At 74.3% G+C, this 24,258-nt stretch carries 25 protein-coding genes and 2 pseudogenes; 15 read left to right on the top strand and 12 right to left on the bottom strand.

The features are described from left to right. Positions 1-28 precede the first annotated feature (28 nt). Both HCJ94_RS06405 and HCJ94_RS06410 read right to left on the bottom strand, forming a co-directional pair. Positions 29-670: a trimeric intracellular cation channel family protein gene (locus tag HCJ94_RS06405; RefSeq protein WP_168000044.1), complete on the bottom strand. Its 642-nt coding sequence runs from the start codon at positions 668-670 to the stop codon at positions 29-31. A 40-nt stretch (positions 671-710) separates the two neighbouring features. Further along, positions 711-935, bottom strand: coding sequence for a DUF3039 domain-containing protein (locus HCJ94_RS06410; protein WP_309227167.1), 225 nt, complete (start codon positions 933-935; stop codon positions 711-713). A gap of 83 nt (positions 936-1,018) precedes the next feature. Between HCJ94_RS06410 and HCJ94_RS06415 the strand changes: the two genes are divergently transcribed. Next, complete coding sequence (locus tag HCJ94_RS06415; protein ID WP_168000046.1) at positions 1,019-1,939, top strand: pseudouridine-5'-phosphate glycosidase; 921 nt, start codon at positions 1,019-1,021, stop codon at positions 1,937-1,939. Beyond that, positions 1,936-2,832, top strand: coding sequence for a carbohydrate kinase family protein (locus tag HCJ94_RS06420; protein WP_168000047.1), 897 nt, complete (start codon positions 1,936-1,938; stop codon positions 2,830-2,832). The genes HCJ94_RS06415 and HCJ94_RS06420 overlap by 4 nt, the downstream gene beginning before the upstream one ends. Before the next feature lie 127 nt (positions 2,833-2,959). On the opposite strand, the gene HCJ94_RS06425 is transcribed toward HCJ94_RS06420, so the two are convergent. Beyond that, a complete protein-coding gene (locus HCJ94_RS06425) occupies positions 2,960-3,316 on the bottom strand; it encodes a DUF3099 domain-containing protein (protein WP_168000048.1) in 357 nt (118 codons plus the stop codon). Positions 3,317-3,422: 106 nt separating this feature from the next. On the opposite strand from HCJ94_RS06425, the gene HCJ94_RS06430 reads away from it, so the two are divergent. Both HCJ94_RS06430 and HCJ94_RS06435 read left to right on the top strand, forming a co-directional pair. Further along, positions 3,423-3,710: a hypothetical protein gene (locus HCJ94_RS06430; RefSeq protein WP_309227168.1), complete on the top strand. Its 288-nt coding sequence runs from the start codon at positions 3,423-3,425 to the stop codon at positions 3,708-3,710. A 13-nt stretch (positions 3,711-3,723) separates the two neighbouring features. Next, positions 3,724-4,032 carry a YlcI/YnfO family protein gene (locus HCJ94_RS06435; RefSeq protein ID WP_168000050.1) on the top strand — a complete coding sequence of 103 codons (309 nt, stop codon included), beginning with the start codon at positions 3,724-3,726 and terminating at the stop codon, positions 4,030-4,032. A gap of 91 nt (positions 4,033-4,123) precedes the next feature. Here HCJ94_RS06435 and HCJ94_RS06440 read toward each other — a convergent pair whose 3' ends face one another. Further along, positions 4,124-5,362 (bottom strand): low temperature requirement protein A, encoded by a 1,239-nt coding sequence (locus HCJ94_RS06440; RefSeq protein WP_168000051.1) that lies wholly within the window; start codon positions 5,360-5,362, stop codon positions 4,124-4,126. A 36-nt stretch (positions 5,363-5,398) separates the two neighbouring features. Then, positions 5,399-5,980 (bottom strand): HhH-GPD-type base excision DNA repair protein, encoded by a 582-nt coding sequence (locus tag HCJ94_RS06445; RefSeq protein ID WP_168000052.1) that lies wholly within the window; start codon positions 5,978-5,980, stop codon positions 5,399-5,401. A 168-nt stretch (positions 5,981-6,148) separates the two neighbouring features. Between HCJ94_RS06445 and HCJ94_RS06450 the strand changes: the two genes are divergently transcribed. The 3 genes and pseudogenes from HCJ94_RS06450 to HCJ94_RS06460 all read left to right on the top strand — a co-directional run. After that, positions 6,149-7,207 carry an iron ABC transporter substrate-binding protein gene (locus tag HCJ94_RS06450; RefSeq protein ID WP_168000053.1) on the top strand — a complete coding sequence of 353 codons (1,059 nt, stop codon included), beginning with the start codon at positions 6,149-6,151 and terminating at the stop codon, positions 7,205-7,207. 65 nt (positions 7,208-7,272) lie between these two features. After that, complete coding sequence (locus HCJ94_RS06455) at positions 7,273-8,808, top strand: ABC transporter permease (protein ID WP_168000054.1); 1,536 nt, start codon at positions 7,273-7,275, stop codon at positions 8,806-8,808. Continuing rightward, positions 8,805-9,827: pseudogene (locus HCJ94_RS06460) on the top strand (ABC transporter ATP-binding protein); the annotation flags it as partial. The gene HCJ94_RS06455 and the pseudogene HCJ94_RS06460, both read left to right, overlap by 4 nt. Before the next feature lie 190 nt (positions 9,828-10,017). Here HCJ94_RS06460 and HCJ94_RS06465 read toward each other — a convergent pair. Continuing rightward, positions 10,018-11,235 carry a S8 family peptidase gene (locus HCJ94_RS06465; RefSeq protein WP_168000055.1) on the bottom strand — a complete coding sequence of 406 codons (1,218 nt, stop codon included), beginning with the start codon at positions 11,233-11,235 and terminating at the stop codon, positions 10,018-10,020. A gap of 174 nt (positions 11,236-11,409) precedes the next feature. Here HCJ94_RS06465 and HCJ94_RS06470 point away from each other — a divergent pair, with 174 nt between their 5' ends. Together HCJ94_RS06470 and dtd are read left to right on the top strand one after the other, a co-directional pair. Then, complete coding sequence (locus HCJ94_RS06470; protein WP_168000056.1) at positions 11,410-12,894, top strand: DUF7782 domain-containing protein; 1,485 nt, start codon at positions 11,410-11,412, stop codon at positions 12,892-12,894. 64 nt (positions 12,895-12,958) lie between these two features. Then, the gene (gene dtd / locus HCJ94_RS06475) at positions 12,959-13,381 is read left to right on the top strand and encodes a D-aminoacyl-tRNA deacylase (RefSeq protein ID WP_168000057.1); all 423 of its coding nucleotides are present in this window, start codon (positions 12,959-12,961) and stop codon (positions 13,379-13,381) included. A gap of 89 nt (positions 13,382-13,470) precedes the next feature. On the opposite strand, the gene HCJ94_RS06480 is transcribed toward dtd, so the two are convergent. Continuing rightward, on the bottom strand, positions 13,471-14,259 hold the full coding sequence (locus HCJ94_RS06480) for a sporulation protein (protein WP_168000058.1): 789 nt from the start codon (positions 14,257-14,259) through the stop codon (positions 13,471-13,473). Positions 14,260-14,517: 258 nt separating this feature from the next. On the opposite strand from HCJ94_RS06480, the gene sigB reads away from it, so the two are divergent. The 4 genes and pseudogenes from sigB (at position 14,518) to HCJ94_RS29545 (ending at position 16,898) form a co-directional block, all read left to right on the top strand. Then, positions 14,518-15,534, top strand: a complete 1,017-nt coding sequence (gene sigB, locus HCJ94_RS06485; protein ID WP_373684196.1) for an RNA polymerase sigma factor SigB — start codon at positions 14,518-14,520, stop codon at positions 15,532-15,534. Positions 15,535-15,651: 117 nt separating this feature from the next. Next, positions 15,652-15,999 carry an ArsR/SmtB family transcription factor gene (locus tag HCJ94_RS06490; protein ID WP_155333453.1) on the top strand — a complete coding sequence of 116 codons (348 nt, stop codon included), beginning with the start codon at positions 15,652-15,654 and terminating at the stop codon, positions 15,997-15,999. Further along, positions 15,996-16,472 (top strand): annotated as a pseudogene (locus HCJ94_RS29540) (SRPBCC family protein); the annotation flags it as partial. The gene HCJ94_RS06490 and the pseudogene HCJ94_RS29540, both read left to right, overlap by 4 nt. An 18-nt stretch (positions 16,473-16,490) precedes the next feature. Next, complete coding sequence (locus HCJ94_RS29545) at positions 16,491-16,898, top strand: VOC family protein (RefSeq protein ID WP_205800826.1); 408 nt, start codon at positions 16,491-16,493, stop codon at positions 16,896-16,898. Between the two features lie 36 nt (positions 16,899-16,934). Here HCJ94_RS29545 and HCJ94_RS06500 read toward each other — a convergent pair whose 3' ends face one another. The 3 genes from HCJ94_RS06500 to HCJ94_RS06510 form a co-directional block, all read right to left on the bottom strand. After that, on the bottom strand, positions 16,935-19,490 hold the full coding sequence (locus tag HCJ94_RS06500; protein WP_168000060.1) for a bifunctional acetate--CoA ligase family protein/GNAT family N-acetyltransferase: 2,556 nt from the start codon (positions 19,488-19,490) through the stop codon (positions 16,935-16,937). Positions 19,491-19,513: 23 nt separating this feature from the next. After that, positions 19,514-20,695 carry an acetoin utilization protein AcuC gene (locus HCJ94_RS06505; RefSeq protein WP_168000061.1) on the bottom strand — a complete coding sequence of 394 codons (1,182 nt, stop codon included), beginning with the start codon at positions 20,693-20,695 and terminating at the stop codon, positions 19,514-19,516. A 76-nt stretch (positions 20,696-20,771) separates the two neighbouring features. Further along, entirely contained in the window at positions 20,772-21,644 is an 873-nt protein-coding gene (locus tag HCJ94_RS06510; protein ID WP_168000062.1) for a sulfurtransferase, read from the bottom strand. A gap of 99 nt (positions 21,645-21,743) precedes the next feature. Here HCJ94_RS06510 and HCJ94_RS06515 point away from each other — a divergent pair, with 99 nt between their 5' ends. After that, on the top strand, positions 21,744-22,430 hold the full coding sequence (locus tag HCJ94_RS06515) for an iron-dependent transcriptional repressor DtxR (RefSeq protein WP_168000063.1): 687 nt from the start codon (positions 21,744-21,746) through the stop codon (positions 22,428-22,430). 119 nt (positions 22,431-22,549) lie between these two features. Here the strand turns inward: HCJ94_RS06515 and HCJ94_RS06520 are convergent, their stop codons facing one another. Further along, positions 22,550-22,792: a C1orf53 family protein gene (locus tag HCJ94_RS06520; RefSeq protein WP_168000064.1), complete on the bottom strand. Its 243-nt coding sequence runs from the start codon at positions 22,790-22,792 to the stop codon at positions 22,550-22,552. A 22-nt stretch (positions 22,793-22,814) separates the two neighbouring features. Beyond that, positions 22,815-23,804, bottom strand: a complete 990-nt coding sequence (locus HCJ94_RS06525) for an asparaginase (protein ID WP_168000065.1) — start codon at positions 23,802-23,804, stop codon at positions 22,815-22,817. Positions 23,805-23,924: 120 nt separating this feature from the next. Here HCJ94_RS06525 and HCJ94_RS06530 point away from each other — a divergent pair, with 120 nt between their 5' ends. After that, on the top strand, positions 23,925-24,245 hold the full coding sequence (locus tag HCJ94_RS06530; protein WP_168000066.1) for a dihydrofolate reductase family protein: 321 nt from the start codon (positions 23,925-23,927) through the stop codon (positions 24,243-24,245). The last annotated feature ends 13 nt before the right edge of the window (positions 24,246-24,258 follow it).

The following is a 24,258-nucleotide window of genomic DNA, read 5'->3' on the forward strand; positions in this document are numbered from 1 at the left end:
GCTCACGCCCGGGAGGTGGGCCGGCGGGTCAGCCCGGGGTTCCGGTGCGGGGTGGGCGGAGGGTGGCGATCGGGGCGGACCAGCGACGGCGCAGGGAGACCAGGCGGATCAGGAAGACGAGGACCGCGGCCCCGGTGAGCCCGAGCGTGTCGGCGCGGCCGAGCCAGTGCAGCACCACGACGAGGACGGCGCCGATGAGCGCGGCGACCGCGTAGATCTCGCGGCGCAGCACCACGGGGATCTCGGCGGTGAGCAGGTCCCGGCCGAGGCCGCCGCCGATCGCGGTGAGCATGCCGATGACGCAGGCGCCCACCGCGGGCACGTGCGCGTCGAGCGCCTTCAGGGTGCCCGTGACGGTGAACAGGGCGAGGCCGGCCGCGTCCAGCACCAGGACGGTGGTGCGCAGCTTGGCGAGCTGGGGGTGCAACCAGAAGACGGCGGCGGCGGTGACGGCGGCGGTGGCCGCGTACCGCCAGTCGGCGAAGGCCAGGGGCGGGACCTCGTCGATCACCAGGTCCCGGAAGATCCCGCCGCCGAGGGCGGCCACGAAGCCGACGAAGACGACACCGAAGAGATCCAGCCGCTTGGCGACCGCCGCCGAGGCACCGGAGGCCGCGAACACCGCGACCCCGGTGAGGTCGGCCAGCAGGAGGGCCGTGGAGGTGGTCACGGGCGCAGGTTACGCGGGCGGCACCGCCGCCCGCCCCGGTTCACTGAGCGAACGAGTCGTAGATCTCCTTGCACTTCGGGCACACCGGCGAGCCGGGCTTGGCCGCCTTCGTGACCGGGAACGTCTCGCCGCAGAGCGCCACGACGAAGGTGCCCATCACGGCACTCTCGGCGATCTTCTCCTTGCGCACGTAGTGGAACATCTCGGGACCGGTGTCGGCGTCCTTCAACTCGGGACGCTCGAGAACCTGTGTGCTCACTTCCACACCTCCAACCGCCAAGTCTGGCAGGTCACCCGGGGCCCGGTCCACTTCATGCCGTACCGGCCCAGGTCGTACCGTGGAACGTCGTGACCGACTTTCACATCCGACGCGGTGCCGAGGTCGCCGACGCCCTGCGCGCCGGCCGCCCGGTGGTGGCCCTGGAGAGCACGATCGTCTCGCACGGCCTGCCCCGACCCGACAACCTGCGGGTGGCCCGCGAGATCGAACAGGCCGTCCGGGACGCCGGAGCGGTGCCGGCCACCATCGGCATGGTCGGCGGCCAGCTCGTGGTCGGCCTCGACGACGCGGAGCTGACCCGGCTCGCCACCGTCGACGGCGTGGCGAAGCTCTCCGTACGCGATCTCGCCGTGGCGGCCGCGACCGGCGCGGACGGCGCCACGACCGTGGCCGCCACCAGCGCGGTGGCCGCGGCGGCCGGTATCCGGGTCTTCGCCACCGGTGGCCTCGGCGGGGTGCACCGGGAGGCCGCCCACACCTTCGACGAGTCCGCCGACCTGACCACCCTCGCCCGGACGCCGATCGCCGTCGTGTGCGCGGGAGTGAAGTCGATCCTCGACGTGGGCGCCACCCTGGAGCGCCTGGAGACCCTGGGCGTGGGTGTGGTCGGCTACCGCACCCGCCGCTTCCCCGGCTTCTACCTGACCGACGGCGGGTTCGACCTCGACTGGTCGGTGGACTCCCCGGAGCAGGTGGCGGACGTGCTCGCCGCGCGCGAACAGCACGGCCTGCACGCCGGCGGGTTGATCGTGGCCAACCCGCTGCCCGCCGAGGAGCAGTTGGACCCGGCGCTGCACGACCGGACCCTCGCCGACGGGTTGGCGCTGCTGGAGCGCGAGGGCGTGACCGGCAAGGCCGTGACGCCCTTCCTGCTGGCGCACTTCCACTCGGCCACCGAGGGCGCCAGCCTCGCGGTCAACGTCCGGATCATCCTGCGCAACGCCGACCTCGCCGCCCGGATCGCCGTCGCGGCGTCCCGCCAGGCATGACGGCACCCCGGATCATCGTCGTCGGCGACCTGATCACCGACGTGGTGGCGGTGCTGTCCGGGCCACCGGTCACCGGGTCGGACACCTCGGCGGCGATCCGGTTCACCGGCGGTGGTCAGGCGGCGAACACGGCCGCCTGGCTGGGGGCTCTGGGCGTACCCGTGACGCTGGTGGGCGCGGTCGGCGACGACGGGCCGGGCCGGGACCGGGTGGCCGAGCTGGAGCGCGGCGGCGTCGACTGCGCCGTCACCCGCGTGCCGGACGCCCCCACCGGGACGGTCATCGTGCTCGCCACGGCGGAGGACCGCACGATGGTCACCGAGCGGGGGGCGAACCTGCGGCTGACCCCGGACGACGTGGAGGCGGCGCTGGACGCGGCGCCGGACGCCGCCCACCTGCACCTGTCCGGCTACACCCTTCTCGACGCGGGGTCGCGCCCGGCCGGGCTCCGCGCGTTCGCCGCGGCCCGCGAGCGGGGCCTCACGGTCAGCGTCGACGCGGCCTCCGCGGCCCCGCTGCGGCGGGTGGGCGCGGCGGCCTTCCTGACCTGGGTACGCGGCGTCGACCTGCTGCTGGTCAACGCGGAGGAGGCGACGGTGCTGGCCGGTGGCCTGGACCCGGCGGCGCAGGGGCGGGTGCTCTCCGCGTCGGCGCGACGGGTGGTGGTGAAGCGCGGCGCGGCGGGTGCGGTGTGGGTGGACCGGGACGCCACGATCGCGGTGGCGCCGGCCCGCCGGATGGCGGTGGTCGACCCGACGGGAGCGGGTGACGCCTTCGCCGCCGGCCTGCTGTCGGCCTGGCTGGCCGGTGCGCCGCCGGAGGCGGCGCTGCACCGGGCCGGGGACCTGGGCGCGTCGGCGGTCGGCCAGGTGGGTGCCCGACCACCGGCCTGACGGGGCCGCCGACCCGGCGGTCGACGTGCTGTCGAGCTGCCCGCACCGATGGGGGCACGTCCGGCCGTCGCCACGACGACCGCCCAGCGGGCGGCTCGACAGCGCGGAGACCGGGTCGAGCGACCGGTCAGGGCTCGGCGTCGATGATCTTGTGGGGCCGCTCCTCGGCGGTCAGGCTCATCGGCGGCGTCTCGTCCTGCCGCCGCGGCTGGAACCGGCCGGCCAGGCGGTGCTGCTCCTTGGGCGGCCGGTCGTTGGCGAGCAGCACGGCGAGCCAGGGAATGAGGATCATGCCCAGGGCGACCAGCGGGAGCCACAGCCAGAGCAGCGGGGCCTGTGCGCCGACCAGGATCGCACCGGCGATCACGCACGCGACCCGGATGCCCATCATCAGCACGTACCGCTTCTGCCGACTGTTGAGCTGGTCATCCTGACTGCGCGAGGCGTCGGTGATCAGGATCGGCTCGTACGCCTGACGCTTCACCGCGGACCTCCTCGAGGGGATTACGCCCCATCCTGTCACCTCACCTGCGTGATCAGCGAGAATCGACGCATACCGGGCCGTGTTACGTCCGTGGTACGCTCGCGCCGTGGGCAGCAGGTTCAGCTTCACCGACGAGGCGCTGGCCAACCTGAGGGTCTACGACGTCGCGCCGGGGGAAGTCTGGGAGGCGCTGCACAGCAGCCGGCGGGTCATCCGCCACCTGGGCGACGACGTGATGGTCGTCTACGCCTCCGCCCGTCGGGGGCGCCGGCTGGCCGTGCTGCTCGCCGAGGCCGACGGCACCGACAACGACTGGGACATCCTCTCCGCCCGCGAGCTGACCGACGTGGAGGCCAAGCGTTACGACGAGGCCGTGCGGAGAGAGCGCCGATGAGGAGGCGGTCAGCATGAACCGTGACGAGGCGATCAAGCGGTTCCACGGCGGCGACGCTCTCGCCGACCTGATCGACGAGAGCCAGCCCGCGGAGCTGCCCACCCCGGACACCGACGGCCCGATGGTGAGCCGGTCGGTCCGGCTGCCGCTGGAGACGTACGAGCGGGTGCGCGCCGCCGCCGACGCGCGGGGCATCGGGGTGACCACGCTCATGCGGCAGTGGATCGAGGCCGGCCTGGCCGACCTGGACGACTCGGCGACGGTCTCGCTCGCCGACGTGCGGCGCGCGCTCGCCGCCCTCTCCCGTCCCACCGCCGCCTGACCGGCGCGGACCGAGGCGCACCCCCGCCCTCGGCGCCGGCCGGCCCCCGCCGCTCGGCCCCGCCCAAGGCGCCGAGCCGGCGGCCCGGCCGTCAGGCTGGAAGGTTGCCGCCGCCGGACATCCGCCGCCCCAGCGGAGAGGCCGACGGCTCCAGGGGTCGACCCCGGCTGCGCAGCCCGTCGGCGACCGCCACCCCGGCGAGCACCACGGCGACCATGACCTGCGCCAGCATCGCCGGCCCCAGGGTGAGCGCCGGGGCGGCCAGCGCCAGGACCACCACCGCGACGATCCGCGGCCGGGAGACCCGGCCGAAGATCTCGTACTCGAAGCGGGCCCGGGCGAGCAGGAAGAGCACCGGCCCGCCGACGACGAAGAGCAGCCACACCGGCAGCGGCGGCGTGAACGGGTGGACGATCACCACCTCGTAGCCGACGCCGGTGGCCAGCACCGCCGCGACGATGAGCAGGTGGGTCAGGGTGGCGGAGGCGCCCAGCGGGCCGGGCTCGCGGGCCACGCGCAGCGCCTCGGCGAGCAGGTGGCCCGCCCGGTGGAAGTAGATCCGCCAGAGCAGGGCCGTGGTGACGAAGGCGAGCACGAAGGCGCCGGCCGTCTCCGCCGAGAACTGGCGACCGCTGTACGTGATGCCGATCACCAGGACCGTCTCGCCCAGCGCGATGAGGAAGATCTGCTGGTAGCGCTCCGCGAGGTGCTCACCCTCGATCCGCCACCCGGACGGGCGGGCGGGGCCGAGCCGTGGCACCGGCCACCCCAGCGTCAGGCCGAGGTAGTCAACGACCAGGGCCAGCCCCCACAGCGGCAGGCGCCACTCGTCCGGACCGAGCGCGCCGGCCAGCCACGGCACCGCGCCCACCGCCGCCCAGGCCGCGAGCCGCAGGGGCACGTTCCGACGCGAGTGCCCGCGCAGCGCGGCGGCGATGACCAGCGGCCGACCGATCATGATCGCGAGGTACGCGGCCACGAACGGCACCGCCCGCTCCTCGAAGGCACGGGGCAGCGCCACGGCCATGACTAGGCTGCCGAACATGGTGCCGACCACGACCGCCTGGATGATCGTCTGCTCCGGCTCGTACCGGCTGGTCACCCAGGCGGTGATGGCCCAGACCAACCAGAGCGCCAGGAAGAGCACCAGGGTCCGCACGAGATCGCTGTGCACCCTGGTTCCCGACACGTCCTCGATCAGCCGCTGGGACACCCGGGTCAGCGCGAAGACGAAGACCAGGTCGAAGAAGAGCTCCAGGAAGGTGGCCCGCGGCGAGCTGACGGTGGGGCGGAGCAACGCCGCGCCCGGTTCCCTGCCCGCTCTGGCCATCGTGGCTTCAACGAGCCGGGCCGGAAGCCCGTTGCGTCAGGCCCCGGCGGCCTTCGCCTTCGCGGCCGCCTTCATCTGCTGCTTGTACTCCCGGACCCGGCGCAGCGACTCCGCGTCGGTCACGTCGGCGACGGACCGGTACGCGTCGGTCTCCCCGTAGCCGCCGGCGGCCTCGCGCCACCCCTCCGGCGTGACCCCGAACCGCTTGCCGAGCAGGGCGACGAAGATCTGCGCCTTCTGCTTGCCGAACCCCGGCAGGTCGGCGACCCGGCGCAGCAGTTCGCGACCGTCGGCGACGCCGGTCCACAGTCCGGCGGCGTCGCCGTCGTACCGGTCGACCAGGACGCGGCACACCTCCTGCACCCGCGCCGCCATCGCCTTGGGGAAGCGGTGCAGCGCCGGCGGGGTCGCGAAGAGCGCGACCAGTGCCTCCGGGTCGTACCCGGCCAGCTCGGCGGCGTCCGGCTCGTGCCCGAGGCGCTGGGCGAGCACGTACGGCGAGGAGAACGCCTTCTCCATCGAGACCTGTTGATCAAGGACCATGCCGACGAGCAGCGCCAGCGGGCTGCGCCGCAGCAGCGCGTTGGCCTCCGGGTCGATCGGCAGCGCGAGCGTCATGCCCCCATCCTGCCCGCCGCGACGGCCGCCGGACACCCCGACCCACCGGCCCCTACGCGGTCCGCGATCCGACCGGCACTCCGATTCACGGTGAGGTTAGCCTGTGCTAACTTCATCCCGGCGGCCCCTGTCGTCGTCGGTTGATTCGCCCTTGGAGGAGTCCGCATCGTGTCCGTAACGTTCCGCCGGTCCACCGCGACGCTCGTCGCGGCCGGGCTGCTCGCCGTCGGCCTGGTCGCCTGCGGGTCCGGCGAGGACGACGCCGCCGACCCGGGCAAGCCGAACGACAAGGTCATCACCGTCTACAGCGGCCGGAACGAGCAGCTCGTCAAGCCGCTGCTGGAGAAGTTCAGCCAGCAGACCGGCATCCAGGTGCAGACCCGGTACGCCACGACCGCCCAGCTCGCGGCGCAACTGGTCGAGGAGGGCGACAAGTCCCCGGCCGACGTGTTCTTCGCGCAGGACGCCGGCGCGCTCGGCACGGTGGCGAAGAAGGGCATGTTCGCCACGCTTCCGGAGGCGGCCACCGGCAAGGTCGCCGAGACCTACCGGGCGCGCAGCGGCCAGTGGGTCGGCGTGAGCGCCCGCTCCCGCGTGCTGGTCTACAACGCCGACCAGGTCACCGCCGACCAGCTCCCGACGTCGGTGTTCGAGCTGACCGACCCGAAGTGGAAGGGCAAGGTCGCGATCGCCCCGACCAACGCCTCCTTCCAGGCGTTCGTCACCGCGATCCGGGTCCAGCACGGCGACCAGAAGGCGAAGGACTTCCTCGCCGGCCTCAAGGCCAACGAGCCGCAGATCCGCGACGGCAACATCAAGATCGTCGAGGAGGTCAACGACGGCAAGATCGCGGTCGGCCTGGTCAACCACTACTACCTGGGCGAGGTGGCCAAGGAGAAGGGCACCACGCCGGAGGCGCTCAAGGCCAAGCTGCACTTCTTCCCGGGCGGCGACACCGGCGCGCTGGTGAACGTGGCCGGCGTCGGGGTGCTGAAGCGCTCCGCCGAGGACGCCGACGCGAAGGCGTTCGTCGACTACCTGCTCGGCGCGGAGGCCCAGAAGTACTTCGCCGAGGAGACCTTCGAGTACCCGGTGGTGACCGGCATCCCCGGCCCGGCGTACGTGCCGGCGCTGGCGGAGCTGAAGGTCCCGGCCATCGACCTGAACGACCTCGACACGCTCGAGGCGACCGTCGCCATGATCACCGAATCGGGGCTGGTGCCCTGACCAGTCCGACGACCACCGCAGGGCCGGCCCTCGACGGGCCGGCCCTGTCCCGCGTACGCGGGACGGTGCGGCGGCTGGCCCCGCGCCCGGCGCTGCTCGCGGCCTCGACCGCGGCGGTGGCGGTGGCCCTGCTCCCTTTGGTCTACCTCGCGGTCCGCACCGCCGAGGCGGGGCTCGACCGGCTCGCCGACGAGCTGTGGACCGAGCGGGTCGCGCTGCTCGCCCTGCGCAGCCTCGGCCTGGCGGCCGTGGTCACCGTCGCCTGCGTGGTACTCGGCGTCGGCGCCGCCTTCCTGGTCACCCGCACCGACCTGCCCGGCCGGCGGACCTTCGCCGTGCTGGCCGCGCTGCCGCTGGCCGTCCCGACCTACATCGCGGCGTTCGCCTGGGTCTCCACGGTCGACGGGCTGGAGGGCTTCTGGCCGGCGGCGCTGGTGCTGACGCTCTGCTCGTACCCGTACGTCTTCCTCCCGGTCGCGGCCGCGCTGCGCGGCGCGGACCCGGCGCAGGAGGAGGTGTCCCGGTCGCTGGGCCGGTCGGGCTGGCGGACGTTCACCGCCGTGACCCTGCGGCAGATCCGCCCGGCCACCGCCGCCGGCGCGCTGCTGGTCGCCCTCTACGTGCTCTCCGACTTCGGGGCCGTGTCGATCCTGCGCGCGGACACCTTCACCCGGGCCATCTTCATCGCGTTCGACCTGGGCTTCGACCGCACCGGCGCCCTGGTGCTCTCCAGCGTGCTGGTGGCCCTGACCGTGCTCCTGCTCGCCGCCGAGACCGCGACCCGCCGCCGCGGCGCCCGGTACGCGCGCCTCTGCGGCGCCCGCCGCCCGCCGGCCCGACTGCGGCTCGGCGCGGCCCGCTGGCCCGCCCTGGGGGCGCTGCTCGGCGTGGCCGCACTCGCGCTCGGCGTACCCGCGGTCAGCCTGGCGCAGCGCCTGGTCACCGGGGTGTCCCGCCCGGGTGCCCTCACCGAGGTCGCGGCCGCCGCCGGCAACTCGCTGACCGCCTCCCTCGCGGGCGCGGCGCTGACCATGCTGCTGGCCCTGCCGCTGGGGCTGCTCGTCGCCCGGGCACCCGGCGTGCTGACCACGGTCCTCGACCGGCTCGCGTACCTCGCCCACGCCCTGCCCGGCGTGGTGATCGGGCTGTCGCTGATCTTCTTCGGCATCACCGTCGCGTACCCGCTCTACCAGACCCGCTGGCTGCTGGCGCTGGCGTACGCGACGCTCTTCCTGCCCCTCGCGGTCGGCGCGGTCGCCGGGGCCGCCGCCCAGTCCCCGCCCGGGCTGGAGGAGGTCGCCCGCTCGCTGGGCCGGGGCCCGCTGACCGTGCTGCGGACGGTCACCCTGCCGCTGACCCTGCCCGGCATCGGGGCGGGCGCGGCGCTGGTCTTCCTGACCGGCATGAAGGAGCTTCCCGCCACCCTGCTGCTGCGACCGACCGGGACGGACACGCTCGCCACCGAGCTGTGGACCGCCACGTCGGTCGGGGCGTACGCCGCCGCGGCCCCGTACGCGGCCCTGCTGGTGGCGATCTCGGCACTACCCACCTGGCTGCTGGTCGCCCGCAGCGGCCTGCTGGACAAGGAGGACCGGGGATGAGCGAGGTCGTGTTGACCGGCGTGGTCAAGCGGTACGGCGCGGTCACCGCGCTGGCCGGAGTGGACCTCACCGTGCCGTCCGGGCTGCTCACCGCCGTGCTGGGGCCGTCCGGCTGCGGCAAGACGACGCTGCTGCGCTGTCTCGCCGGCTTCGAGCGCCTCGACGGCGGCGAGATCCGCATCGACGGGGCCCCGGTGGCCGGGGCCGGCCGGCACGTCCCCACGCACCGCCGTCGCATCGCCGTCGTGCCGCAGGAGGGTGCGCTCTTCCCGCACCTCAGCGTCGCCGACAACGTGGCGTACGGGCTGGACCGCGCGGCCCGCCGGGGCGACCGGGTCGAGGAGGTGCTGACCCTGGTGGGCCTCGCCGGCTACGGCGACCGGATGCCGCACCAGCTCTCCGGCGGGCAGCAGCAGCGGGTCGCGGTGGCCCGGGCGCTCGCGCCCCGCCCGTCGGTGGTGCTGCTGGACGAGCCGTTCAGCGCCCTCGACGCCGGGCTGCGGGCCGGGCTGCGCCACGACGTGCGGGAGGCACTGCGCGCCGACGGCGCGACCGGGGTGCTGGTCACCCACGACCAGGGCGAGGCCCTGTCGGTGGCCGACCGCGTGGTGGTGCTGCGCGCCGGCCGGGTGGTGCAGGCCGGGACGCCGACGACGGTGTACCGGGAGCCCGCCGACGAGTGGGTGGCCGGCTTCGTCGGTGACGCCGTCCTGTTGCCGGCGGTCGTCGAGGACGGCAGCGCCCGTACCTCCCTGGGTTTGGTGCCCGTCGCCGGTGCCGCGCCGGCCGGCCCGGCGACCGTCCTGGTACGCCCCGAGCAGGTCCGCTTCACCACCGGCTCCGGCCCGGTGACCGCCACGGTGCTGCGGCACGACTTCCACGGGCACGACGCGCTGGTCGGCCTGCGGCTCGCCGACGGCACCCGGGTCACCGCCCGGATCCTCGACGGCGGCCCGTCAGTCCCCGTCGGCACCGAGGTGGGGGTGACCGTGGACGGCACCGCCCGAGCCTTCCCGACCCCAAACCCCTCCCCCCGCCCCCGCCCCCACCCCCACCCCCACCCCCACCCCCGCGATCTTGCACTTAGTGCCCGGACAAAAGGGGCTGATGCCGGCGAATCGGGGGCCGAAAGTGCAAGATCGGCGGGTGGCTGGGACGCGGCGGCCGGGCGGGCCGGGGTTCGCTCGGCCGGCGCGTCCTCGGCCGGGTTCAGTTGACGACGAAGAGCAGGCGGTTCGGTGAGCCTGAGCCGGGGCTGGTCACCTTGCCGGTGGTGGCGTTGGCGGTCAGGTAGCTGCCGACCTGCGACGGGCTCCACGACGGGTTGGCCGAGAGCACGAGGGCCGCGGCGCCGGCCACGTGCGGCGCGGCCATCGAGGTGCCGCTCAGCGTCGCGGTCGCGGTGTCGCTGGTCCGGTACGCGGACAGGATGCTCGACCCGGGCGCGAAGATGTCCAGGCAGGATCCGTAGTTGGAGAACGACGAACGAGCGTCGGTGCTGGTGGTGGACCCGACGGTGAGCGCCGACGCGGTCCGGGCCGGCGAGTAGTTGCAGGCGTTCGCGCTGGAGTTGCCGGCGGCCACCGCGTACGTGATGCCGGAGGCGACCGAGTTGGCCACCGCGTTGTCGAGGGCGCTGCTGGCCCCGCCACCGAGGCTCATGTTGGCCACGGCCGGCTTCACGGCGTTGGCGGTCACCCAGTTGACCCCGTTGACCACGCCGGTGGTGGTGCCGCTGCCGGAGCAGTTCAGCACCTTCACCGCGACGAGCCGGACCTGCTTGGCGACGCCGTACGTGGAGCCGCCGACCGTACCGGCGACGTGGGTGCCGTGCCCGTTGCAGTCGGTGTTGTTGCTGTCGACCGTGTTGGTGCCCCAGGTGGCCCGACCGCCGAACTGCGTGTGCGTGGTCCGGATGCCGGTGTCGATGATGTACGCCCGGACGTTGGAGGCGGTGTTCGGGTAGGTGAAGCTGCGGCTCAGCGGCAGGTTGCGCTGGTCGATGCGGTCCAGGCCCCACGGCGGGTTGGTCTGCGTCGCGGTGGCGGTCAGCACCTTGTCCTGCTCGACGTACGCGACGGCCGGGTCGGCGGCCAGCCGGCGGGCCTGGCCGGGGTTCATCGTCGCGCTGAAGCCGGTCAGCGCCGCGCTGTACACGTCGCCGACGGTTCCGCCGTAGCGCTTCACCAGCTTCGCGGCCCGGTCCGGCACGGCCGTGCGGGCGGTGGAGGAACCGGCGGCGCCGACCGTGTCCCCCTTCAGGACGACAAGGTAGCTCCCGCTGATCGCGGTCGGGGCGCCCGCGCCCCGGATCTCGCCGGTCGGCGCCGCCTGCGCCGGGGTGGTGACGGCCGCCGCGACGGCCACGGCGGTGGCGGCGACGGCGAACGCCCGGGTGAGGCGGCGTGGAACGGACCCTGCTGGCATCGTCTGCCTCCCTACTCGGCACGCCGGGCTCGTGGCCCGGGCGGCGCGCCATCGACGGTCAGTGCTGGTCATGCTAGCCGTCACATAGATGCGCGTCACTTAGGTGTTCATCAACTGAAGGCGGGTCCGGCGGGTGGCGTGCCACGGGCCCGACACGGGAGGCAGGATGACGACGTGGACGAACACGACATGCTGCTCTCCCCCAGCGGGGTGGCGGCGCTGCGGACGGCGCTCACCCGGGCCGACTTCACCTCGAACGGCATCGCCGCCCGGCTCGGCGCGCAGGCCACCGGCGGGGTGGCCCGCAACGACTTCCGCGCCGCGCTGCGCGCCACCGAGGACGGCGACCCGCTCGCCACGCTGATCCGGGTCTTCATCTGCGAGCAGACCGAGCCGGAGAACGCTGTCGCCGCCGCACTCGCGCCACTGCCGATCGAGGAGGCGCTCGCCGGGGGTCTGGTCGAACGGCACGGTGACGGGCTGCGGATGGGCCTGGACCTGGAGCCGTACGGGGACGACTGGTGGGTACTCGCCGACGTGCCGGCGAGCGCCCGCCCCGGCCGTCCCCTGCACGCCGAGCACGTGCTCGGCATCGGCGGGGCGACCCAGACGCTGATCGGCGCGACCGTCCGGCGGCCGGTGGAGACCGCACTGGACCTGGGGACCGGCTCCGGCGTCCAGGCCCTGCACCTGTCGACCCACGCGAGGAGGGTCACCGCCACCGACGTCTCCGAACGGGCACTGCGCTTCGCCGCCACCACCGCCGCCCTCAACGGCCAGGACTGGGAGCTGCTGCGCGGCGACATGGTCGCCCCGGTCGCCGGCCGCCGCTTCGACCTGGTGGTGAGCAACCCGCCGTTCGTCGTCGGGCCCGGCACCACCACGCACGTCTACCGCGACTCCGGCCGGGTCGGCGACGCGATCGGCGCGGAACTGGCCGCCGCCGCGCCGGGCCTGCTCACCGAGGGCGGCACCATGCAGTACCTGGCCAACTGGGTGCACGTGGCCGGCGAGGACTGGGCCGAGCGGGTCACCGGCTGGTTCGCCGACACCGGGCTGGACGCCTGGGTGATCCAGCGCGAGGTCGCCGACCCGATGGCGTACGTCAACCTCTGGCTCACCGACGTCGGCGAGGCGGCCGACCCGCGGCGGATGGCCGAATGGCTGGACTGGTTCGACGCGCACAAGATCGAGGCCATCGGCTTCGGCATCGTGTCGCTGCGCCGCGCCGGCCACGACGACCCGGTCGTCCGTGTCGAGGAGCTGCGCCAGCGGGTGGAGGCGCCGCTCGGCGACCGCGTCGCGACGTGGTTCGACCGCCAGGACTGGCTCCGCGTACGCGGGACCGACGGCCTGCTCGCTTCGCGCTACCGGGCCGCCGACGGCCTCCAGCTGCGGCAGGAGGCGACCATGGGCGACGAGGGCTGGGCCGTCGACCGGCAGGTGCTCGCCATGCCGCACGGCCTGCGCTGGACCGAGGAGATCGACCCCCTCGTCCTCGCCCTGGTCGGCGGGGCGGACGGGCGGCTGCCGCTGCGCGACCAGCTGGCCCTGCTCGCCGCCGCGCACGACGTGGCACCCGAGGAGCTGGCCGAGGCGGCCGGCCCGATCGTGGCCCACCTGGTCGAGCGCGGCTTCATCGAGCCGGTGGACGCCTGATGCCGGCGGCAGGGCCGACCGGGAGCGGCCGGGTCGCGGGCGGGCCGGCCGGGAGGGAAGGCTGATGCGGGCGGTGGTGCAGACGGTCGGCCGGGCCAGCGTGACGGTCGACGGCGCGGTGGTCGGCGCGATCGACGACGGCCTGCTGGTGCTGCTCGGCGTCACCCACAGCGACACCCCGCAGGTCGCCCAGACCATGGCCCGCAAGGTGCACGAGCTGCGCATCCTGGACGACGAGCGGTCCGCCGCCGACACCGGCGCGCCGATCCTGGTGGTCAGCCAGTTCACCCTCTACGGCGACGCCCGCAAGGGCCGGCGACCGAGTTGGACGGCGGCCGCCCCGGCGGAGGCCGCGGAACCCCTGGTCACGGAGGTCGTGGAGGCGCTGCGGGCGCGCGGCGCCAAGGTGGAGACCGGACGGTTCCGCGCGCACATGCTGGTCGAGAGCGTCAACGTCGGCCCCCGCACGATCCTCCTGGATCTCTGAGAACCCCGCCCGCATCCTTCGATCATGAAGTTAGCGGGGGATGTCGCCCGTTCGGAACCCGCTAACTTCATGATCGACGAGGAGTGGCCTCAGAAGAACAGGCCGCGGCGCTGGAGGGACTGGCGGAGCCAGGCGTCGAGCTGGGCGGTCCAGTCGGTGCGGTCGGCCGTCGCGTGGTCGACGGTGAAGCGGCCGAACGTGTCCCGGCCCTCGGTGAACAGGCCACCCCGCTTGTCGAGCTCCAGGACGACCTGGATCTGCTGCGGGTCGGTCACGAAGGTGACCTCCAACTGCTTGATCGCGTTCGCGTACTGGGGCGCCGGGTAGAACTCGATCTCCTGATAGAAGGGCAGCGTCTGCCGTACGCCGTAGATGTGACCGCGCTCGACGTCGGCGCGGGCGAACCGGAAGCCCAGCCGGAGGAAGGCGTCCAGGATCCGCTCCTGGGACGGGAGCGGGTGCACGGCCACCGCGTCCAGGTCGCCCTTGTCGACCGCGCGCGCCACCTCCAGCTCCGTACGCAGACCCATCGTCATGCCGTGCAGGTGCTGGCCGTACATCTCGGTGAGCGGCGTCTCCCAGGGCACGTCGAAGCGGAACGGGATGTCGTGCCGCTGCCCGGCCTCCAGCCGGAACGCGCCGGTGACGTGCTGGCGGTGGAACTCCTGCGTGGTCTCGTAGTTGTTGTCCCCGCTCTCCACCTCGACACGGGTGACCAGGCCGAGCGCCACGTACGTGACGTCGACCGGGTGGTCGCCGCCCGCGACGTGGACGGTCCCCTCCAGTTGGCCGCCGGGGCGGCAGTTCGGGTTCGCCAGGACGGTTTCCACCGACGGGCCGCCGACACCCATCGCCTGCATGAGCCGCTTGAAGACCACGACGCCCTCCATCACCTGTGCCGAGGTTCGCCGGCGGTCGCCCCACTGGCCCGGTGCCGGCAGCCGGCCGCGCCGGCCGGTCGCTGGCACGGTAACCGGGACCGGCAAGGGCCACCCGTCGACGACACGCCCGATGGGATTCCTGTCGGGTCCCCGATCGCCTCACTCCCGTTTTACGCCCCGGCCGCCAAGCTGTTGTCAACCGGCACCACCGGGCCGGATCAGCGGCACAGACGTGGACACGGGGAGAGACGAAAGATGGCCCTGCAGATGATGGAGCACCGGATGCGCCCGGCCGGCACGATCGAGACCGACCACGGCACCGAGACCCTGACCGACCTGGACGCCACCGACGAGCGCGGCGTCTCCACGGACCTGGTCCGGGCGTACCTCAACGGCATCGGCAAGACCAAGCTGCTGACCGCCGCCCAGGAGGTCGAGCTGGCCCGCCGCATCGAGGCCGGGCTCTTCGCCGAGGAGAAGCTCGCGACGTGCACGCCCGTCTCGGCCGAGCTGAAGGCCGACCTGGAACTCGTCGCCGCCGAGGGGCGGGCCGCCAAGGACCACCTGCTGGAGGCGAACCTCCGCCTCGTCGTGAGCATCGCCAAGCGGTACACGGGCCGCGGCATGGCCTTCCTCGACCTGATCCAGGAGGGCAACCTCGGCCTGATCCGCGCGGTCGAGAAGTTCGACTACACCAAGGGCTACAAGTTCTCCACCTACGCCACCTGGTGGATCCGCCAGGCCATCACCCGCGCCATGGCCGACCAGGCCCGCACCATCCGCATCCCGGTGCACATGGTCGAGCAGGTCAACCGGATGGTGCGGGCCCGCCGCGAGCTGTCGGTCTCGCTGGGTCGGGAGCCCACCGTGGCCGAGGTGGCCCGGGCGCTGGACGTCCCGGAGTTCCAGGTGATCGAGCTGATCTCGTACGACCGCGAGCCGGTGAGCCTCGACCAGGCGGTCGGCGAGGACGGCGAGAGCGCCCTCGGTGACTTCGTCGCGGCGGTGGACCCGGCGGCCGGCCCGGACGACGCGGCCGCCCACGGCGAGCTGCGCCAGGAGGTGAGCATCGTGCTCGCCACCCTGTCCCAGCGCGAGCAGGCGGTGATCCGGCTCCGGTTCGGGCTGGACGACGGCCGGCAGCGCACCCTGGACGAGGTCGGGAAGGAGTTCGGCCTGTCCCGCGAGCGGATCCGCCAGATCGAGAAGGGGACGCTGCTCAAGCTGCGGGCCCCGGAACGGGCGCAGCGGCTGGAGGCGTACGCCTGCTGACGCGGGCGTCCCGACGACGGCCCCGGCGGTTCGCCGGGGCCGTCGTCGTGCCCGGTGCTTGACCCGTCCCTCCGGACCAGATATAAACCAACTGGTTATAGAACCAGGAGGTTATAAATGCCGGGGACGGACCTGGACGCGACGTTCGCCGCGCTGGCGGACCCGACGAGACGTGCCATCCTCGCCCGGCTGGCCGCCGGCGAGGCCACCGTCACCGAACTCGCCGCGCCCTTCGCGATGAGCCAGCCGGCGGTCTCCAAACACCTCCGCGTCCTCGAACGGGCCGGGCTCGTCAGCCGCGGGCGGGACGGGCAGCGGCGGCCGTGCCGGCTGGAGGCCCGGCCGCTGCGGGACGCCACCGCCTGGCTCGCCGACTACCGGGACTACTGGGCCGAGAGCTACCAGCGCCTCGACGCCCTGCTCGACGAGCTGCGTGCCGCCGGGGACGCGGGCGGTTCCCGATGAGTACGGCCGACGACCCGCTGGTGGTGTCCGCTCCCGGCGACCGGGAGATCGTGCTCAGCCGGCTGTTCGAGGCGCCGGCGCACCTGGTCTTCGCCGCGTTCACCCGCCCCGAGCTGCTCCGCCGCTGGTACGGCGCTCAGGGCTGGCGGCTGGTCGAGTGCGAGGTGGACCTGCGGGTCGGTGGCCGCTGGCGGTTCGTGTCGCAGGGGCCGGACGGCGAGCGGATGGGCCAGGGTGGGGTGTACCGCGACATCGACCCGCCGCGCCTGCTGGTCGGCACCGAACTCTTCGACGACCAGTCCTACCCCGGCGAGACGCTGGTGCGGCACGAGTTCACCGAGCTGGCCGGACGTACGACCGTCACCACCACCCTCCGCTACGCGACCCCGGAGGGTCGCGACCGGGTGCTGCGGTACCCGATGGCCCGCGGCGTCTCCGAGAGCTTCACGCGGCTCGCCGAGCTGCTCGCAACGACGACATCAGGAGAGAGCATGAACTGGACCCTGGAAGTGGTGATCGTCCCGGTCTCCGACATCGACCGGGCCAAGGCGTTCTACGCCGACCAGCTCGGCTTCAACGTCGACCACGACACGGTGATCGACGACGACACCCGCATCGTGCAGTTGACCCCGCCCGGCTCGGGATGCTCCATCGTGATCGGCAAGGGCGCCGTACCGGAGATGCCGCCCGGTTCGCTCAAGGGGCTCCAGCTCGTGGTGCCGGACCTGCACAAGGCGCGCGCGCAGCTCGTGGAGCGCGGCGTCGAGGTCAGCGAGATCCAGGTGCTGGGGAAGAACCCGAGTCCGGTGCCGGACCCGCTGGACAACGTCGGCTTCGTCTTCTTCAGCGACCCGGACGGCAACTCCTGGGGCGTCCAGCAGATCAGCAGCCGCGCCTGAGGTGTGATGCCCAGGCGTTGACAAGGCCCCGTCCGCTCACAGGCGGCGGGGGCCGGTGTCGGGGCGGGCGGCCGCCGAGCCGATCCGGACGGTCGCGTGCAGCACCGACAGGCCGTCCGGGCGGGCCAGCACCGGGTTCAGCGTCAACGCCCGGACCCGGGGCTGCTCGTCGGCGAGCTGCCCGACCCGCAGCAGCAGATCCGCCAGCGCGGCCCGGTCCACCGGCGCCGCGCCCCGGTGGCCGCGCAGCAGCGGGGCCGCGCGCGGCTCGTCGACCAGCTCGGCCGCGTCGAGGTCGGTCAGCGGCACCGCCCGCCACGCCCGGTCGCCGAGCAGCTCGGTGGCGACGCCGCCCAGGCCGAAGCCGACCACCGGCCCGAACGCCGGATCCTCCACCAGCTCGACCACGCAGGCCACGCCGGGCGGGACCATCGGCTGGACCAGGACGTCCGCGCCGAACTCCGCCGACATCTCGGCGTACGCGCGCCGCACGGCCGCCTCGTCGGCCAGGTCGAGGCGGACCGCGCCGAGGTCCAGCCGGTGCCGCAGCCCGGGAGCGGAGGCCTTCAACGCCACCGGGAACCCCAGGTCGGCCGCGGCCTCGGCGGCCTCGTCCTCCGATGCGGCCGGCACCGACTCGACCACCTCGATGCCGTACGCGGCGAGGAGCCCGCCCGGATCGAGGGACTCGGGCCGCAGCGCCGCCTGCGCCCGGTCCCGGTCGACGTCGGGCAGCTCCGGCAGCGTCCCCGGTGGACGGCGCAGCCAGTCGGCGTACGCGGTGACCCGGCCCAGCGCGCGGACCGCCTCCTCCACGCTCGGGTACGCGGGCACCCCGGCCGGCGCGCGCCCGACCAGGAACGTCGCCACGGTGGGCTTGCCGGCGGCGGGCGCCGCGGGCAGGGCGGCGATGAAGTTCGCCTCGGTGTCCGGCAGTTGGCCGGGCAGCGGCGGCGCGAACACCGCCACCAGCGCGTCCACCGCCTCGTCGGCCGCCGCGGCGGCGAGGGCGTCGGCGAACTCGGCCGCCCCGGCGCGCGGGCCGACGTCGCGCGGGTACCCGTCGGCGAGGGTGAGCCCCTGTGCCGCGCAGGCGGTGGCGGCGAGCCCGGTCAGCGCCGAGGAGTTGCCCACCACACCCACCCGGTCGCCGGCGGGCAGCGGCTGGTTGGCCAGCAGCACACCGACGTCGAGCAGCTCGCTGACGGTGTCCACCCGGATCACGCCGGACTGGGTGAACAGCGCGCTGACCGCCACCTCGTCCGGCCCGGCGCGCTCGCCGACGCCGGGCGGGCGGGCCGGCGACGCCAACGCGACGATCGGCTTCTCCCGGCCGATCCGCCGGGCCAGCCGGGCGAACTTGCGCGGGTTGCCGAAGGTCTCCAGATACAACATGACCACGTCGGTGCCGGGGTCGTCCTGCCAGTACTGGAGCAGGTCGTTGCCGGAGACGTCGGCCCGGTTGCCCGCCGACACGAAGCTGGACAGGCCCAGCCCCCGCCGGTCCGCCTCGGCCAGCAGGGCCACCCCGAACGCGCCGGACTGGCTGAAGATCCCGACCCGGCCGGGCACCGGCAGCCGCGGGGCGAGCGTGGCGTTGAGGCGTACGCCGGGGGCGGTGTTCGCCACCCCCAGGCAGTTCGGGCCGACGACCCGCATGCCCGCGGCGTGGGCCGCGCGGACCAGCCGGCGTTGCGCCGCCGCGCCCTCGCGGCCGGCCTCGGCGAAGCCCGCGCTGATGACGACCAGGCCGTGCGCTCCGGCGGCGGCCGCGTCGGCGACGACCGCCTCCGCCGCCTCCGGCGGCACCGCCACCACGGCCAGGTCGACCGGCAGCCCGGAAGCCGCCGCCGAGGGGTACGCGGGCAGCCCGGCCACCGTCGTCGCGGTCGGATGCACCGGCACGACCGTGCCGGTGAAGCCGTAGTCGCGCAGGTGCCCGAGGACCGCCGCCCCGACGCCCTGCCCGGTGGCACTGGCGCCGTAGACGGCGACGCCGCCCGGAGCGAGCAGCCGGGCCACGGACCGCGCCTCGGTGCGGTGCTCCCGGCCCCGCTGCACCTCCAGCGTGGCCTCGGTCGGGGCGATCGGGAAGGTCAGGTGGACCACGCCGTCGGCGAACTGGCGCTGCACCTGGTACCCGAAGTCGGAGAAGACCCGCAGCATCGCGCCGTTGGCGGGCAACACCTCGGCGACGAAGCTCATGATGCCGGACCGGCGGGCCGCGTCGGCCAGGTGCTCCAGCAGCACCGATCCGATGCCCCGGCCCTGGTAGGCGTCCTCCACCACGAACGCCACCTCGGCCTCCGGCGACTCCGGCCCGAGCCGCTCGTACCGGCCGACCGCGACGATCTGGTCGCCGGCGAGGACGACGAACGCCTCCCGGTCCCGGTGGTCGACGTTGACGAAGCGCTGGAGGTCGCGCTCCGGGATCCGGGGGTACGGCGAGAAGTAGCGCAGGTAGCGGGTGCGCTCGGAGAAGCGCGAGTGCATCGCGACGATGCCCGGCGCGTCCGACGGCTGGATCGGCCGCAGTTGGACGGTCGTGCCGTCGCTGAGCAGCACGTCCACCGGTTGGTCCACTGTGGTCATGGCAGGCGGCCCTTTCACCGGCCCTAGTCGCGGGGGTCGTGCGGGTCGAGCCCCAGCAGCGGAAACACCGTCCGGCGGGTGGCGGCGATGGCGCGGTCCACCGAGTTCGGCTCGCCCGAGGGCTGCCACGGCTCGTACGACGGGTCTGCGTCGTCGGTCATGCGCAGCGGGATCTCCCGACCGGGACAGCGGGCGGCGGCAAGCTCCCGCCACGCGGGCGGCGTCAGCGTGGCCGGGTCGAGCGGGTCGCCGGTGGCCACCGCGAGCAGGTGTGTCCACGCCCGGGGCACGGCCTCGACCAGTGCGTACCCGCCGCCGCCGGTGGCGACCCACCGGCCCTCGCACAGCTCGTCGGCCAGCGCCCGCAGGGCGATGTACGTGGCGCGCTGCCCGTCGACGGACAGGTGCAGGTCGGCGAGCGGGTCAAGCCGGTGCGCGTCCGCGCCGCACTGGGTGACCAGGATCTCCGGCTGGAACGCGCGCAGCACCGACGGCACGATCGCGTGGAACGCCCGCTGCCAGCCGGCGTCGTCGACACCCGGCGGCAGCGGCACGTTGACCGCGGTGCCCTGCGCCTCCGGGCCGCCGGTCTCGTCGGGGAACCCGGTGCCCGGGAACAGCGCGAGCGGGGTCTCGTGCAGGCTCACCGTGAGCACCCGCGGGTCGTCCCAGAAGGTCTTCTGCACCCCGTCGCCGTGGTGGACGTCCACGTCGACGTACGCGACCCGGCGCGCGCCCAGGTCGAGCAGGCGGGCGATCGCCACCGCCGGGTCGTTGTAGACGCAGAAGCCGGCGGCCCGCGCCGGCATGGCGTGGTGCAGCCCGCCGGCCACGTTGACCGCCCGGCGCGCGTCGCCCCGCCAGACCGCCTCGGCCGCGGTCGCCGACGCGCCCGCGATCAGCGCGCTGGCCTCGTGCATGCCCTCGAAGACCGGGTTGTCGGAGGTGCCCAGCCCGAACCCGGCGAAGAGCGGATCGCGCGGGGCGGCGCGGACGGCCTCCAGGTAGCGGGGATCGTGCACCCGGGTCAACAGGTCGTCGTCGGCCGGCTCCGGCTTGACCAGCCGGACCCCCGGCCGCTCCAGGACGCCCAGCTCCCGGGCCAGCGCGACGGTCAGCTCCACGCGGACCGGGTCGAGGGGGTGGTCACCCATGTCGTAGGCGAGCAGCGCCTCGTCCCACACCACCACTGTGTCGTCCGACATGCGCTCATCGTCGCACGAGGACCGGCGACGGCCGGGGCACGCGCTGCGCGCGTGGCTGATGTCGATGCGGCCGAGGTCACGCCGACGGGGCGGACCCCGCCGGCTGCTCCCCTGTCGCCACCGGGCGGGACGGGTCGGCGACCCAGTTGCTCCAGGACCCGACGTACAGCGCGGCGTCCGGCCGACCGGCCATATGCAGGGCGAGCACCGCCTGCGCGGCGGTGACGCCCGACCCGCAGTACGCGCCGACCGGCCGGCCGTCGAGGACACCGGCGGCGGCGAACCGCTGCCGGAGCACGTCGGCCGCCGGGAACCGTCCCTCGGCGACATAGTCCGGCGCGGGCAGGTTCACTGCGCCCGGCACGTGCCCGGCGACCGGGTCGATCGGCTCGGTCTCGCCCCGGTAGCGCGCCGCCGCCCGCACGTCGACCAGGACGCCGTCGTCGGCCGCGGCGAGCCGGGCGGCGTCGGCCGCGTCGAGCACCGGCAGGGCGCCGGGGCGCACCTCGACGTCGCCGGCCGGTGGGGTGGGCGCCTCCGTGGAGGTGGGCAGACCCGCCGCCACCCAGGCGGGCCAGCCGCCGTGCAGCAGGCGTACGGCGGTGTGCCCTGCCCAGCGCAGCGTCCACCAGGCACGGGCGGCGGACATGCCGTCGCCGCCGTCGTACACGACGACGGGGTGCCCGGAGCGGACGCCGGCGGCCCGCAGCGCGGCCTGGAGCGCGGCGGGGTCGGGCAGCGGATGGCGCCCGGCGGCCCCCGGCGGGCCGCACAGGTCGGTGTCCAGGTCGACGAAGACCGCGCCGGGCAGGTGGCCGGCCGTGTAGTCGTCGCGGCCGGGCGGGCCGGTCAGCCGCCAGCGGACGTCGAGCAGGGTGGGCGGGTCGGCGCTGTCGAGCTCGGCGGCGAGCCGGTCGGCATCGACCAGCAGATCCTCGGTACCGGACATGGCGTCCAGTCAACACCATCCATCCCGGTACCCAGCAGGCGGTTCGGCGTCGGCCGTTCGGGGTTACGCAAGGTAGCATCGATCACCGGAGGGCCTGACGTGAAGCATGATTTGGTCGACACGACCGAGATGTACCTGCGCACCATCCTCGAGCTCGAGGAGGAGGGGGTGCCGCCGCTGCGCGCCCGCATCGCCGAGCGGCTGCGGCAGAGCGGCCCCACCGTCAGCCAGACCGTCGCCCGGATGGAGCGCGACGGCCTGCTCACCGTCGAGGGCGACCGGCACCTGGCGCTCACCTCGGCGGGCCGCAGCGCGGCGGTCTCCGTGATGCGCAAGCACCGGCTGGCCGAGCTGCTGCTGGTCAACGTGATCGGGATGCCCTACGAGGAGGCCCACGAGGAGGCCTGCCGGTGGGAGCACGTGATGAGCGACGCGGTGGAGAAGCGGGTGTACGACCTGCTCAACCGCCCGACCCGCTCCCCGTACGGCAACCCGATCCCGGGCCTGGAGGAGCTGGGCTCGCCGGAGCCGGCCGAGTCCGAGCCGCTGGAGGGTGAGCGCAACCTGGCGTTCCCCGGCCTGTCCGGCACGGTCGTGGTCCGGCGGATCTGCGAGAGCGTGCAGACCAACGCGGACGTGCTGCGGCAGCTCCACGCCGCCGGCGTCGACCCGGGCGCGACGGTGACCGTGGCCCAGGAGCGGGACGGGGTGTCGATCGACCGCTCCGGCGACCGGGTCCGCCTCCCGCGCGAGGTCGCGTCCCGCGTCTTCGTAGCGGCAAGCTGACCCCGCCCCGCCCTCGCGCCCCTCACCTCCGCGATCTTGCAGTTCCTGACCCGACATACCCGGAGTAAGCGGGCATAACGGGGGCGGAAAGTGCAAGATCGGCGCGCGTGGGTGGGCGGTCAGTCGTCGATGTACGGGCAGTGGCGGCAGCCACGGCCGCAGCAGGTGCCGCGGCGCGCCAGGAAGCCGGCCGTCAGGACGAACAGGCCGGTGGTCGGGTCGACGTAGCCCGACTCGCCGTTTCTCAGCGCCGCTGAGTGCGCGGCGAGGATGCGTGCCCGGTCGGGGTGGTCGGGTGCGAGCCGGGACGGGTGCGGGTTGGTTAGTGGCCGGTTCGCCAGTGGTCGTCGCTCTCCGGTCACCGGGGCAGTGTAGAGACGCCGCTCAGCCGTGGCGGGCGAGGGCGGCGGCGATCGCAGCCCGGTCGGCGCCACCCGCGAGCAGCAGCCGGAGCAGCACCTTCGCCTTGTACGGGTCGAGCAGCCCGCCGTTCCACAGCCCGCGCCGTTGCAGGTCGGTCTCCGAGCCGACCGCGCCGTACGTGTGCCGCAGCACCGACCCGGCGCCGGAGCGCGAGGTGAGCACCACCGGGATCCGCTCGGCCAGGGCGCCGAGCACCGGAGCCAGCACACCCGGCACGTGTCCGACGCCGAAGCCGGCGACCACCAGCCCGTGGTGGGTGTCGGCGAGACCGTCGAGCAGCCCGCCGTCGTCGTCGAGGGTGACGGTGTGCAGCGCGACCCGGGTGACGTCCAGTCGGGCGGGGTCGACCGGGGGCAGCGGTTCCCGCCGCTCGGGCCGGGCCAGCACCCGCACCTCCCCCTCGATCACGTGCCCGACGGGACCGGCGTTCGGGGAGGCGAAGGTGGCCGTGCTGGTGCTGTGCGTCTTGCGTACCCAGCGGGCGGCGTGGACCTCGTCGTTGAGGGTGACCAGCACGCCGAGGTCGCGGGCGGCGGGCGCGGCCGCCACCCGCGCGGCGGCGAGCAGGTTCGCCGGCCCGTCCGCCCCCGCCAGGGTGGGGTTGCGCATCGCACCCGTGAAGACCAGTGGAGCGGCGTGCGGCCAGACCAGGTCCGCCAGGAACGCCGACTCCTCCAGCGTGTCCGTGCCCTGGGTGACGACCACGCCGGTCGCGCCCGCGGCCACCGCCCGCGACGCCGCGTCGACCACGTCCAGGAGGTGCCGGTACGTGAGGTGCGCGCTGGGCACCGCGAGGGCGTCCCGGACGTCCATGGGCAGGCCGAGGTCGGCCAGCCCGGGTACGGCCGCGGTGAGGTCCGCACCGGTCAGCCGGGTGACCACCCCCGGTCCGTCCCGGCCCACACCGCCCATCGCGATGGTGCCGCCGAGGGTGAACAGGGCGATGGACACGCCGGACCTCCCGTCAGCCGTCGCCGATGACGGCCCGCAGACCGTACCGTCCGGGATTTCGTCCGCCCGCCCCGGCGGTGCTGACCGGTCCTGTCGTACCGGTGCTGGATGCTGGGGGTCATGCCGAAAATCGTCTACTCGCGGACGCTGGAGAAGGCCGACTGGGGCACGGAGATCGTGCGGGAGGTCGACCCCGACGAGGTCCGCCGGCTCACGGCGGAGCCCGGTGGCGACATGGCTCTCGGCGGGGCGGAGATCGCCGCCACCTTCGCCCGGCACGACCTGATCGACGAGTACCGGCTCTACGTCCACCCGGTGGTCCTCGGCTCCGGCCGGCTGCTGTTCCCCGCCGCCGGCGTACGGCGTCAGCTGCGCCTGGCCGGCACGCGCACCTTCCGCAACGGTGTCGTCCTCCTCTGCCACGAGCGGTCGCCGAGCTGACCGGCGAAGGCCA

It is taken from the genome of Micromonospora thermarum, from assembly GCF_012034245.1.
Taxonomy (GTDB): Bacteria; Actinomycetota; Actinomycetes; order Mycobacteriales; family Micromonosporaceae; genus Micromonospora; species Micromonospora thermarum.

Coding starts and splice junctions, on each gene's coding strand:
- HCJ94_RS06420 (WP_168000047.1), top strand. CDS start 1,936: ATGACGGCACCCCGGATCATCGTCGTCGGCGACCTGATCACCGACGTG.
- HCJ94_RS06435 (WP_168000050.1), top strand. CDS start 3,724: ATGAACCGTGACGAGGCGATCAAGCGGTTCCACGGCGGCGACGCTCTC.
- HCJ94_RS06440 (WP_168000051.1), bottom strand. CDS start 5,362: ATGGCCAGAGCGGGCAGGGAACCGGGCGCGGCGTTGCTCCGCCCCACC.
- HCJ94_RS06445 (WP_168000052.1), bottom strand. CDS start 5,980: ATGACGCTCGCGCTGCCGATCGACCCGGAGGCCAACGCGCTGCTGCGG.
- HCJ94_RS06465 (WP_168000055.1), bottom strand. CDS start 11,235: ATGCCAGCAGGGTCCGTTCCACGCCGCCTCACCCGGGCGTTCGCCGTC.
- dtd (WP_168000057.1), top strand. CDS start 12,959: ATGCGGGCGGTGGTGCAGACGGTCGGCCGGGCCAGCGTGACGGTCGAC.
- sigB (WP_373684196.1), top strand. CDS start 14,518: ATGGCCCTGCAGATGATGGAGCACCGGATGCGCCCGGCCGGCACGATC.
- HCJ94_RS06490 (WP_155333453.1), top strand. CDS start 15,652: ATGCCGGGGACGGACCTGGACGCGACGTTCGCCGCGCTGGCGGACCCG.
- HCJ94_RS29545 (WP_205800826.1), top strand. CDS start 16,491: ATGAACTGGACCCTGGAAGTGGTGATCGTCCCGGTCTCCGACATCGAC.
- HCJ94_RS06500 (WP_168000060.1), bottom strand. CDS start 19,490: ATGACCACAGTGGACCAACCGGTGGACGTGCTGCTCAGCGACGGCACG.
- HCJ94_RS06505 (WP_168000061.1), bottom strand. CDS start 20,695: ATGTCGGACGACACAGTGGTGGTGTGGGACGAGGCGCTGCTCGCCTAC.
- HCJ94_RS06510 (WP_168000062.1), bottom strand. CDS start 21,644: ATGTCCGGTACCGAGGATCTGCTGGTCGATGCCGACCGGCTCGCCGCC.
- HCJ94_RS06530 (WP_168000066.1), top strand. CDS start 23,925: ATGCCGAAAATCGTCTACTCGCGGACGCTGGAGAAGGCCGACTGGGGC.